We start from the raw sequence: 13045 nt of genomic DNA, 5'->3' as shown, positions 1-13045 counted from the left end.
GGGCACGGGCACACGACCTGATCACCACCAGTGTTATCGAGGGATCCCGGATGGACTTCAGCCTCTTCTACTTCGCCGACGACAGCACATCGGGCGGGGACGCCGGCCGGTACGAGCTGCTGCTGGAAGGCGCCCGCTTCGCCGACCGGAACGGCTTCCGCGCGGTGTGGACGCCCGAACGCCACTTCCACCCCTTCGGCGGGCTCTACCCGAACCCGTCCGTGGTGGGCGCCGCCCTGGCGATGATCACGAGCAGGGTCGCCATCCGCGCGGGGAGCGTCGTCGCGCCCCTCCACCATCCGCTGCGGATCGCCGAGGAGTGGGCCGTCGTGGACAACCTCTCCGGCGGACGGGCCGGGGTGTCCCTCGCCTCCGGCTGGCACCCGGTGGACTTCGCGCTCGGCCGGGCACCGTACGAGGACCGCAAGCGCCTGCTGGCGGACAGCGTCGAGCAGCTCCGCGGGCTGTGGCGCGGGGAGGGCGTCGAGGTCGTGGACGGCAACGGCGCCCCGGCGACCGTGCGGGCCTTCCCGCCTCCCGTGCAGCGGGAGCTGCCGCTCTGGGTGACCAGCGCGGGCGACGCGGAGACCTTCCGTACGGCCGCGCGGGCGCGGGCCGGGGTCCTCACCCATCTGCTGCACCAGGACGTCGACGAACTCGCCGGGAAGATCGCCGAGTACCGGCGGGCGGCGCGCGCGGCCCACGACGGCTGGCAGGGGCACGTCGTCCTCATGCTGCACTCGTTCCTCGGGGCCGACCGCGACGAGGTGCGTGCCACCGTCGAAGCGCCGCTGCGCGCCTACCTGAGGAGCTCGGTCCATCTCCTCGCCCGCTCGTTCGGCGCTCTCGACCCGGACTTCGACATCGACGCGCTGGAGGACGAGGACCTCGACTTCCTCGTCGACCAGTCCCTCGACACCTATGTCGAGCAGCGGGGCCTGTTCGGAACGGTGGCGGACGCGTCCACGACGGTCGAGCGGCTGCGCGGCGTCGGGGTGGACGAGATCGCCTGCCTGATCGACTTCGGCATCGAGACCAAGACCGTGCTGGACGGGCTGCACCATCTGAACGCCCTGCGCGCGGCCTTCGACGCGCCCTGACCCGAGCGCCGATCCGGGCGCACCCGGCGGACCGAGAGACCCGAGAGACCCGAAAGGCCGAGACCACCGTGATCCCTCTGTCGTTTTCGCAGCTGCGGTTCTGGTTCCAGGAAGAGCTGGACCGCGACGGCGCATGGCCCAACGCCTCGATGGTGCTCCGGCTGACCGGCCACCTGGACGAGGCGGCGCTGCGCGAGGCGCTGGGCGACGTGGTGGCGCGGCACGAGATCCTGCGCACCGTCTTCCCGGTCACCGACGGCGTACCGGGGCAGCGGATCCTGGAGGCGGTCGACGTCGAGCTGCCCGTACGGCGGGTCGCGGAGCGGGACGTCGAGGCGGCCGTGGCCGACGCGACCGGGCACGTCTTCGACCTGGGACGCGAACTCCCGCTGCGGGCCGTCCTGCTGGCCGTCGGCGGGCCCGACCGGCATGTGCTGGCGATCACCGTGCACCACATCGCCTTCGACGGCTGGTCCGTCGGCCCCTTCCTCCGCGACCTCTCGGCCGCCTACGCCGCGCGCCTCGAAGGCCGGCCGCCGTCCTGGGCGGAACTCCCCTTCCAGTACGTCGACTTCACCCTGTGGCAGGGCAAGGAGCTGGGCGCGCCCGACGACCCCGGCAGCCTCTTCGCCGAGCAGCTGGCCCACTGGACCGGCGCCCTCGCCGACGCGCCCGCCGAGCTTCCCCTGCCCGCCGACCGGCCGCGCCCCGCCACCGCCACCCACCGGGCCGGAGCCGTCCCCTTCCACCTGCCGCCCGACGCCTTCCGCGACCTGTCCCGGCTCGCCCTCCGGCACGGCGCCAGCACCTTCATGGTGCTCCACGCGGCCCTGGCAGGGCTCCTGCGGCGCCTCGGGGCCGGTACGGACGTCCTGGTCGGCAGCCCGGTCGCCGGCCGCACCGACGTCGGCCTCGACGAGCTCGTGGGCTGCTTCGTGAACACCGTCGTCGTCCGGACCGACGTCTCCGGCGACCCCGACTTCCACGACCTGGTCCGCAAGGCCCGGACCGGTGTCATGGCCGCCCTCGACCATCAGGACGTGCCGTTCGAGCAGGTCGTCGAGGCCGTCAACCCGGCGCGGTCGGCGGCCCGGCACCCCCTCTTCCAGGTCATGCTGAGCCTCCGGAACAACGCGGGCACCGCCGTACGGCTCCCCCGCCTCGACGCCCGGCTGCTGGACCCGGCCCCGCACCGGACGACCGCCTTCGACCTGCTCCTCGACCTCACCGAGACCGACGGGGCGCTCGACGGCAGCCTGGTCTACGCCCGCGACCTCTTCGACCGCGCCACCGCGGAGCGCCTGGTCCGCTGCTTCACCGCCTTCCTCACCCAGGCGGTCGCCGCACCGGAACGGCCCACGAGCGCCGTGGAGCTCCTCGCGCCCGACGAGCGCCGCACGGTGCTGGAGACCTGGAACGGCCCGGCCACCGCGCTCCCGGACGGATCCGTGCCGCAGCTGTTCCGGCGCCGCGCGGCCGCCGCCCCCGACGCCCTCGCCGTGGTCTGCGGCACCTCCCGGCTCACCTACGCGGAGCTCGATGCCCGGTCCGACGGCCTCGCCCGGCGCCTGCGCCACCGGGGCGCGGGCCCGGAACGGCTGGTCGCCGTGGCGATGGACCGCTCGCCCGACCTGGTCGTCGCACTGCTCGCGGTACTCAAGACGGGGGCTGCCTACCTGCCCCTGGACCCGCGCAACCCGGCCGCACGGCAGCGCATCGTCCTGGAGGAGGCGCGGCCCTGTCTCCTCCTGGCCGACGCGTCCATGAAGGAGCGGGCCGAGGCGCTCGCGGGCGCGGCGCCGGACGTGCCCGTGGTGCTGGTCGAGGGGACCGGTCCGGCCGGAAGGGACGGGGGCGCGGGCGGGGCGCCGGGCGCCGATCCGGGCGATCCCGGTGCGGAGGCGACGGCCTGGCCCGCGATCGACGCCGGGCGGGCCGCGTACGTGATGTACACCTCCGGCTCCACCGGGCGCCCGAAGGGCGTCCTGGTGACGCACCGGAACATCGTCGCCCTCGCCGCCGATCCCTGCTGGGCGGCGGACGGCGGCCACGCGCGGGTGCTGGCCCATTCCCCGCACTCCTTCGACGCCTCGACGTACGAGCTGTGGGTGCCGCTGCTCGCCGGCGGCGCGGTCGTGCTCGTGCCGCCCGGCGACTCCTCGCCGCGGGCGCTGGAGCGGGCCGCGGCCGACGGGGGCGCGACGAGCGTGTTCCTCACCACCTCGCTCTTCAACCTGCTGGTCGCGGAGCGGAGTTCGCTGCTCGGCCGGGTCGGGCAGGTCTGGACGGGGGGCGAGCAGCCGTCGGCGGGGGCCGTGCGGCGGATGCTGGCGGAGTTCCCCGGGACCGCGCTGACCCATGTCTACGGGCCGACCGAGAACACGACGTTCACCACGTTCGGGCGCGTGGACCCGGGCCGGGACGCGGACGGCGGGAAGCCGCCGATCGGCCGGCCGATGGCGAACACCCGGGCGTACGTGCTGGACCCGTGGCTGCGGCCGGTGCCCGTGGGGGTGCCGGGCGAGCTGTACCTCGCGGGCGCCGGACTGGCCCGTGGCTACCTCGGCCGTCCGGAGCTGACGGCGGGGCTCTTCGTCGCCGATCCGTACGGCCCGCCGGGGACCCGCATGTACCGCACGGGGGACGTGGTGCGCTGGACCGCCGACGGCCAGCTCGACTTCCTCGCCCGCACCGACGACCAGGTGAAGATACGCGGCTTCCGCATCGAACCCGGCGAGATCGGGGCCGTCCTGGAGCGCCACCCGGCGGTCGCCCGCGCCGCCGTCCTCGTACGGGAGGACCGGCCGGGGGAGCGTGACCTGGTCGCCTACGTCGTGCCCGCGTCGCGCGCCGACGCCGAGCCCGTACGGCGCCCCGACGCCGATCCCGTACGGCACCCCGACGCCGATCCCGCGACGGAACTCGACGCGTACGCACGTCGGGCCCTGCCCGACTACATGGTCCCCCTCGTCGTGGTGCTCCCCGACGGGCTGCCCCTGACGCCCAACGGCAAGCTGGACCGGGCGGCGCTGCCCTCCCCCGCGCGAAGCTCCGGCTCCCGCCCACCCGCGACGCCGGCCGAGCGGCTGCTGTGCGGGCTGTTCTCCGAGGTCCTGGGGGTGCCGGGGGTCGGCGCGGACGCCGACTTCTTCGCGCTGGGCGGGCATTCGCTGCTGGCGATCCGGCTGGTGAACCGGCTGCGCGAGGTGCTGGACGCCGGGATCGGGATGAGTGCGGTCTTCGAGTCGCCGACGCCCGCCGGGCTCGCCGAGAGGTTCGGGGTCGCGGGCGCCGGACGCGGCCCGCTGCGGCCCGGGCCGCGCGGGGACGTGCTGCCCCCGTCCTTCTCGCAGCTGCGGTTCTGGCTCCAGGGCGAGCTGGCGGCGGGCGCCGCCTCGCCGAGCGTCACGACCGCCCTCCGGCTCACGGGCCCGCTGGACGCCGCCGCGCTGGCGGCGGCCCTGGGGGACGTGGTGGCCCGGCACGAGAGCCTGCGCACCGTGTTCCCCGTCACCGACGGCACCCCTCGCCAACTCGTCCTGGAGGAGGTCGAGTTCGATCTGCCGGTGCGGGAGGTGTCCCGGGCGGACGTCGAGGCGGCGGTGGCCGCGGCCTCGGAGCGCGGCTTCGACCTGGCGCGCGAGATGCCCGTGCGGGCCGAACTGTTCGCCTGCGGACCCGAGGAGCACGTCCTCGCGGTCACCCACCACCACATCGCCTTCGACGGCTGGTCCGCCGCCCCCTTCCTCCGCGACCTCTCCGCCTCCTATGCCGCGCGGCTGCGCGGGCAGGTCCCCGAGCTGCCCGAACTGCCGGTGCAGTACGCCGACTTCGCCCTGTGGCAGCGGGCGGCGCTCGGGGAGCCCGACGACCCCGCGAGCCTCTACGCCCGGCAGCTCGCCCACTGGACCGGGGCGCTGGCCGACGCGCCCGAGGAGCTCCCGCTGCCCGCCGACCGGCCGCGCCCCGCCACCGCCGGCCAGCGCGCGGGCGAGGTGCCGTTCCGGGTCGGCCCCGAGGACTTCGCGCGCCTCACCGCCCTGGCGCGGGAGCACGGCGCGAGCGTGTTCATGGTGCTGCACGCCGCTCTCGCGGCCCTGCTCCGGCGGCTCGGCGCCGGGACCGACGTCCTGGTCGGCAGCCCGGTCGCCGGGCGGGCCGACAGCGGCCTCGACGAGCTGGTCGGCTGCTTCGTGAACACCGTGGTGATAAGGACCGACGTCTCCGGGGATCCCGGCTTCGGTGACCTGGTCGACCGTGTCCGCCCCCGTGTCCTCGCCGCTCTGGAGCACCAGGACGTGCCCTTCGACCGGGTCGTGGACGCCGTCGCCCCGGTCCGGTCGGCGGCCCGGCACCCGCTCTTCCAGGTCATGCTGAGCCTGCAGAACAACGCGACCGGCACCGTGGACCTGCCGGGCCTGCGCGTCGAGGCGCTGGACCACGACCGGCACCACACGATCCCCTTCGACCTCCTCTTCGACCTCACCGAGTCCCGCGGCGGTCTCGACGGCACCCTCGTCTACGCCCGCGACCTCTTCGACCCGGGCACGGCGGAGCGGTTCGCCCGCTGGTTCGCCACCTTCCTCGCGGACGCCGTCTCCCGTCCCGCCCTGCCGGTGCGGCGACTGGACCTCCTCACCCCCGCCGAGCGGCACACCCTCCTCACCCGGTGGGGCGGACCGGGCGCGGGCGCGGCGGATGTGACGGACGTCCTCGTCCCGGAGCGGTTCCGGGAGCAGGCCGCCCGGACGCCGGGCGCGCCGGCGGTGCTCCACGGGTCCCGGAGGATCACGTACGGAGAGCTCGACGCGCGGGTGGAGCTGCTGGCCGGGCGGCTGCGCGGGCTCGGCGCCGGTCCGGAGCGGCTGGTCGCCGTCGCGATGGGCCGCACGCCCGATCTTCTGGTCGCGCTCCTCGCCGTGCACCGGACCGGTGCCGGATACCTCCCGGTCGATCCGCACCACCCCAAGGACCGGGTGGCGTCCGTGCTGACCGAGGCGGCGCCGCTCCTGGTGCTCACGGACCCCGCCACCCGCGACGCGCTCGGCACCGACGCCTGGCTGACCGTGGACGACCCCCGGTTCGGCACGGTGGAGGCGAGCCCCGAAGGGCAGGGGGCCGGGCGGGCGATCCCGGCCGACGGCACGGCGTACGTCCTCTACACCTCCGGTTCGACGGGCCGGCCGAAGGGCGTCACGGTCACCCACCGCAATCTCGCCCATCTGCTCGCGGCCGTGCGGCACCGGCTGCCGCTCGGCCCGGCCGACCGCCTGCTCGCCGTGACGACCGTCGCCTTCGACATCGCCCACCTGGAGCTCCTGCTGCCGCTGCTCGACGGCGCCGCGGTCGTCCTCGCCTCCCCCGACGAGGTACGTGATCCGCAGGCCCTGGGGCGGCTCGTCGCCCGGCACGAGGTCACCGCCGTCCAGGCGACGCCGTCCCTGTGGTCCGGGCTGGTCACCGAGGTCCCCGACGCCGTACGGGGCCTGCGCGTCCTCGTCGGCGGAGAGGCGCTGCCGCCCGCCCTGGCCGACGGGCTCGTCGCCCTGGCCTCGGAGGTCACCAACGTGTACGGGCCGACCGAGACGACCATCTGGTCCCTCGCCGCCTCGATCGGTCCGCACAACGCGGACCGCCCGCCGCTCGGCTCCCCGCTGGGCGACACCCGGGTGTACGTCCTGGACGAGGTGCTGCGACCGGTGCCCGTGGGGGTGCCGGGCGAGCTGTACCTCGGGGGCGCGGGCGTGGCCCGGGGCTACTTCGGGCGGCCGGGGCTGACGGCCGAGCGGTTCGTCGCCGATCCGTACGGTCCGCCCGGCACCCGTCTGTACCGCACCGGCGACCTGGTCCGGTGGACCCCCGAGGGGGAGCTCGCGTTCCTCGGGCGCACCGACGCCCAGGTGAAGCTGCGCGGCTTCCGGATCGAGCCGCGCGAGATCGAGGCGGTCCTGGACCGGCACCACCGGGTCGCGCGCAGTGCGGTCGTGGTGCGCGAGGACCGGCCGGGCGAGCGTCGGCTCGTCGGCTACGTCGCTCCCGTCCGGGCGGCCGACGGCGTGGCCGGCACGGAGGGCCTCGCCGGCGAACTCACCGAGCGGGCACGGCGGGTGCTGCCGCCGTACATGGTCCCCACGGTCGTCGTCCTTCCGGACGGGCTGCCGCTCACGCCCAACGGGAAGCTGGACCGGTCCGCGCTGCCCGCCCCGCAGGCGCCCGCCGCACGGGTGGTCCGGGAGCCGGGCACGCCCGCCGAGGAGATCCTCTGCGAGCTGTTCGCGGCTGTCCTCGGACGGCCCTCCGTCGGCGTCGAGGACGACTTCTTCGCGCTCGGCGGCGACAGCATCGTGTCGATCCGGCTGGTGTCCCGGGCCCGCTCCCGTGGTCTCGCGCTCTCCACGCGGGACGTCTTCCGGTACCGCACCGTCGCCGAACTGGCCGCCCATGCCAAGGTGCGGCCGCCCAAGGCGGGCAAGGCGACGGGACCCGCGCCGGTGGCATCGGTACCGGCCCCGGTGGCGTCGGTGCCGACGGGCGAGGTGCCGCTCACTCCGATCGTGCACTGGCAGCGCGAGCGGGGCGGTCCTGTCGACGGCTTCCACCAGTCGGTGCTCGTCCGGACCCCGGCCGACCTGTCCGAGGGACGCCTGCGGGGACTGCTCCGGGCTCTGGTCGACCGGCACGACGCCCTGCGGACGCGCCTGACGCGCACCCCCGCGTGGCGCCTTGAGGTGCTGCCCCGCGAGGCGGTCGACACGGCCGGGCGCCTCGTCCGGATCGACGCGGCCGGGCTCGCGGCCGGGGAGCTCGCGGAGCGGGTCCGCGCCGAGGCGGACGCGGCACGGCGGCGACTGGCCCCGGAGGAAGGGAACATGCTCCAGGCGGTCTGGTTCGACGCGGGTCCCGGCCGGCCCGGCCGGCTGCTCCTGATGATCAACCACCTGGTCGTGGACGGCGTCTCGTGGCGGATCCTCCTGGAGGACCTGGGCACCGGCGCCGCCCCCCGGACGGCGGGGACGGCGGAGCCGGACCTCGCACCCGTGTCGTTCGCCGACTGGGGACGGCTCCTGGAGCGCGAGGCGCGCGGGCGGACGGCCGAACTCCCCTTCTGGCTCGGCCTCCTCGACGGGGCGGGCGCCCTCGTCCCCGGTGTGGAGCTCGTGGCCGCCCGCGACGTGGAGGCCACGAAGCACGCCGTGACCCGGGTCCTCCCCGCCGACCGGACGCAACCGCTCCTGTCGGACGTGCCCGCCCGGCTCGGCGTCGGTGTGAACGCGGTCCTGCTCGGCGCGCTCGGCACGGCGGCGGGGCACTGGCGTGCCCGGTTCGGGCCCGAAGGCGCCTCCGCGGACACGCCGTTCCTCGTGGACGTGGAGGGGCACGGGCGCGAGGAGATCGCCGAGGGCCTCGACCTGTCGGCGACCGTGGGCTGGTTCACCAGCATGTTTCCCGTACGGCTCGCGGGGCGACCGGTCGATCCGGACGGTGCGGTGGACGCCGTACGGGCCGTGGAGCAGCAGCTGACGAGCATGCCCGACAAGGGGCTCGGCTTCGGCCTGCTGCGCCATCTGCATCCGGAGGCCCGGCCGGTGCTCAGGACCCGTCCCGAGGCGCAGGTCCTGTTCAACTACCTGGGCCGGTTCGACCGGACGGACGGGACCGACTGGGGTCTGGCACCGGAGGCCGGCGCGGTCGCCGGAGGGGGTGACCCCGAGATGCCCCTGACGCACCTCCTGGAGGTGTCCGCGGTGGTCCACGACCGCGGGGACCGGCCGGAGCTCCACGTCACCTGGATGTACCCGGGGCACCTGCTGGACCGGGACCGGGTGGAGACCCTGGCCGACGCCTGGTTCCAGGCCCTGGACACCCTGACGAACCCGAAGAACCCGACCTACTCGACGAACCCGAAGAACTCGACGAACCCGACGAACTCGACGAACTCGACGAACCTGACCGCACGCAGCGGCGAACCGGGAGACACGGCGTGAGCACACCCGACCGCACCCACCCCGACGGGCCGACGTCGAGGCCGTCGCCGCTCCAGCAGGGGCTGTTCTTCCACACGGCGTTCGACGCGGACGGCCAGGACATCTACACCATCCAGATGGCACTGGACTTCGAGGGCCCGGTCGACCCGGTGCGCCTGCGCGAGGTCTGCCAGGTGCTCCAGGACCGGCACGACAGCCTGCGTTCCGGATTCCGTACGGACTCCTCCGGCGCGCCCGTACGGTTCGTGCCGCCCCGGGTCCCACTGGAGTGGCGGCAGGCCGACCTGACCGGAACCGCGCCGGGCGGCCGGGAGGCCGAGGCGGTGCGGCTGGTCGAGGAGGAGCGGCGGCGGCGCTTCGACGTCGCCCGGCCGCCGCTGCTCCGCTTCCTGCTGGTCCGGCTCGGCGACGCCCGGTGGCGGTTCGTGCTGACGAACCATCACATCATCCTGGACGGCTGGTCCACCTCGATCCTTCTCGACGAGCTGTTCCAGCTGTACGACGCGCACGACGGGCACGAGGCGTCGGACGCGCGGGACGGCGCCACCGCGGCGGACCCGCTCCCGCCCGCCCCCGCGTACGGCTCCTTCCTGGACTGGCTCGGCGAGGTCGACCCGGACTGGTCCGGGGACGCCTGGGCGGAGGCGCTCGCCGGGATCGAGGGGCCGACGCTGGTCGCGCCCCGGGCCCGGGCCGCGGGCACGGTGGTCCCCGAACGCGTGGTGCGCGCGCTGCCCGCCGCGACGACGGCCGCGCTGACGGAACGGGCCCGGGAGGCGGGGGTCACCCTCGGCACGGTGATGCAGGTCGCGTGGGGGCTGGTGCTGCGGCAGCTGACCGGGCAGAGCGACGTGCTGTTCGGGATGACGGTGTCGGGGCGGACAGCCGACGTCGACGGCGTCGAGTCGATGGTGGGGCTCCTCATCAACACCGTCCCGGCGCGGGTGCGGACGGAGCCGCGGGACACGCTGCTGGACCTGCTCGAACGGGTCCAGGACGAGCAGCTCGACCTGCTGGAGCACCACCACGTCGGGCTGACGGAGATCCAGGGCCGGGCGGGCTTCGGGGCCCTGTTCGACACCACGGCCGTCTTCGACAACTACCCGATGGGCGCGGGCCGGCGCCGGCTCGGCGAGGCCCTGCTCGTCGACGTCACGGGCTTCGACGCCACCCACTACCCGCTCTCCCTGATCTGCACGCCGGCGGAGGAGCTGGGCCTCCGGCTCGACTTCCGTCCCGATCTGCTCGGGCGCGCGACCGTGGAGGGGGTCGCCGAGCGTCTGGCGCGGATCCTGGAGGCGATCGCCGAGGACCCCTACCGCCCGGTCGTCGGTCTGCCGGTCCTGTCGGACGCCGAGCGGCGGCGGACGCTGGAGGAGTGGAACGCCACCGCCCGCCCGGTGCCGCCGGGCACGCTGCCCGCCCTGATCGAGGCGCAGGCCGCGCGGAACCCGCGTCGCCCCGCCCTCACGTACCGGGGGCGGACCGTCGACCACGGGGAGCTGAACCGCCGGGCGAACCGGCTGGCGCGCGTGCTGCTCGCGGCGGGCGCGGGGCCGGGGACCCTGGTGGCCCTGGCGCTGCCGCGGACCGCGGAGATGGTGGTGGCGCTGCTCGCCGTGCTCAAGTCGGGGGCCGCCTACGTGCCGGTCGACGTGCGCTACCCGGCCGACCGGGTGGCGCGGATGCTCGGCGACGCCCGGCCCCGGCTCGCGGTGGTCACCGGCGCGACCCGGGGTGTGCTGCCGGAGGGGACGGCCGCGCTCGTCCTGGACGATCCCGCCGTGGCCCGGCGCGTCGAGGCGCAGGACGGCACGGACGTCCTGGACGCGGAGCGGCCGGGGCCGCTCCTCCCCCGGCATCCCGCCTACGTCATCTACACCTCGGGCACCACCGGCGTGCCCAAGGGCGTGGTCGTCGAGCACGCGAACGCCGTCGACTTCGTGGCGACGGTCGAGGACCACTTCGGCGCCGACGGCATGGCGCGGGTGCTGGCGTCCACCTCGCTCAGCTTCGACGTGTCGGTCTTCGAGATCGTGTCGACCCTGGCGCTCGGCGGGCATCTGGAGCTGGTGGACGACCTGTTCGCGCTGCTCGAACGGGACGGCTGGGAGGGGAGCCTGGTCAGCGGCGTGCCCTCGGCGATGGCGAGCATGCTGGCGGGCGGCTCCTTCGACGTGTCGGCACCGCACGTGGTGCTCGGCGGGGAGGCGGTGCCGCACGCCCTGCTGCGCGAGCTGCGGGAGCGGGTGCCGGGCTGTGCGGTCACCAACATCTACGGCCCCACCGAGGCGACGACGTACTCGACCTGGTGGCGCGCCGCCGAAGCCGACGCGGCTCCCGAGGGTGATCCGCCGATCGGGCGGCCGGTGCCCAACGCTCAGGTGTACGTGCTGGATCCGTGGCTCCAGCCGGTCGGGGTGGGGCAGTCGGGTGAGCTGTACATCGCGGGCGCGGGCGTGGCCCGTGGCTATCTGAACCGGCCGGGGCTGACCTCGGAGCGGTTCGTGGCCTGCCCGTTCGGGGTGCCCGGCGGCCGCATGTACCGGACCGGCGACCAGGTGCGGTGGCGGGCCGACGGACAGCTGGAGTACCTGGGCCGGCTCGACGGCCAGGTGAAGGTGCGCGGCTTCCGGATCGAACTCGGCGACGTGGAGGCCGCCCTGCTGCGGCACGAGCGGGTGGCGCGGGCCGTCGCGGTCGTGCGGGAGGACCGGCCGGGCGACCGCAGGCTGGTCGGGTACGTCGTGCCGGCCGGGCCCGGGGTGCCGCTCGACGGCGCGGAGCTGCGGCGCTTCACGCGGGACGCGTTGCCGGACCACATGGTGCCGTCGGCGGTGGTGCCGCTGGCGCGGCTCCCGCTGATGCCGAACGGCAAGCTGGACCGGGCGGCGCTGCCGGCTCCCGCGTACGGCGCCACCGTCCGCCGCGGGGCGGCGCACGCGCACGAGGAGCCGCTGTGCGTGCTGTTCGCCGAGGTGCTCGGGGTGGACCGGGTCGGCCCGGACGACGGCTTCTTCGACCTGGGCGGACACTCCCTGCTGGCGACCCGGCTGGTGAGCCGGGTGCGTGCGGTCCTGGGCACCGAGCTGACCGTGCGTGCCCTGTTCGAGGCGCCGACCCCGGCCGCCCTGGCACGCGGCCTCGACGGTGCGGGCGGCGGCTCCGGCCTGGACGTGCTGCTGCCGCTGCGGACCGGCGGGCGTCTGAGGCCGCTGTTCGCGGTGCACGCGGCGAGCGGCCTCGCCTGGCCGTACGCCCGGCTGCTGCCGCACCTGGATCCGGACGTGCCGCTGTACGGGCTGCAGGCGCCGAGCCTCGCCGATCCGGAGGGCGGGGCGCGCAAGCCGGAGGAGCTGGTGCGGGAGTACGCGCGGCAGATCCGGGAGGTGCAGCCGCGCGGGCCGTACCGGCTGCTGGGCTGGTCGGTCGGCGGGGTCCTGGCGTACGGGGTGGCGGCGGAGCTGGTGGAGGCGGGGCAGGCCGTGGAGTTCGTGGCGCTGCTCGACTCGTATCCGGCGCCCGAGGAGGGGCTGCCCGGTTGGGAGGAGACGCACCGGCACGTGGCCGGGTCGGCCGGGTTCGACGCGGACGGGGCGCCCCCGGAGCAGATCGCGCTGCTCGGGGAGCGGGCCGTGGAGGGCGCGCGGCTCGCGGTGCGGTCGGCGGTGGACGCGCTGCGGACGCCTCCGGCGCGGACGCGCGAGGTGGACGTGCTCCACTTCCGGGCCGCGGCGGACGGGGCGGCCGCCTCGCCCGCCGCCCCGGACGCCTGGCGGGCGTACGGCGGCGGTCGGGTCACGGCCGTGGACGTCGCGTGCGGCCACTACGCGATGCTGGATCCCGTTCCGCTCGCCGCGATCGGGGCGGTGCTGTCCGGACGGGCCGTGGAGGACCGGGCCGCGGAGGACCCGGCGGTGGAGGACCCGGCTGTGGGAGGGGGCGGCGCGTCGGGCTGAG

Annotated in this window: 3 protein-coding genes; all 3 read left to right on the top strand. The window is 75.6% G+C overall.

Annotated features, from left to right (window positions below; genetic code table 11):
- The first annotated feature begins 50 nt into the window (after window positions 1-50).
- Window positions 51-1100 (top strand): MupA/Atu3671 family FMN-dependent luciferase-like monooxygenase, encoded by a 1050-nt coding sequence (locus OG309_RS34115; protein WP_329426894.1) that lies wholly within the window; start codon window positions 51-53, stop codon window positions 1098-1100.
- A 68-nt stretch (window positions 1101-1168) separates the two neighbouring features.
- Entirely contained in the window at window positions 1169-9085 is a 7917-nt protein-coding gene (locus tag OG309_RS34110; RefSeq protein ID WP_329426892.1) for a non-ribosomal peptide synthetase, read from the top strand.
- A complete protein-coding gene (locus OG309_RS34105) occupies window positions 9082-13044 on the top strand; it encodes an amino acid adenylation domain-containing protein (protein ID WP_329426891.1) in 3963 nt (1320 codons plus the stop codon). Before OG309_RS34110 ends, OG309_RS34105 begins: the two co-directional genes overlap by 4 nt.
- Window position 13045 lies beyond the last annotated feature (1 nt).

The sequence above is a fragment of the Streptomyces sp. NBC_01268 genome, from assembly GCF_036240795.1.
Taxonomy (GTDB): domain Bacteria; phylum Actinomycetota; class Actinomycetes; order Streptomycetales; family Streptomycetaceae; genus Streptomyces.
This window is presented reverse-complemented; position numbering and strand designations above follow the sequence as displayed.

Excerpts from the sequence above, each read along its gene's own strand:
- OG309_RS34115 (WP_329426894.1), top strand. The coding sequence starts at position 51 with ATGGACTTCAGCCTCTTCTACTTCGCCGACGACAGCACATCGGGCGGG.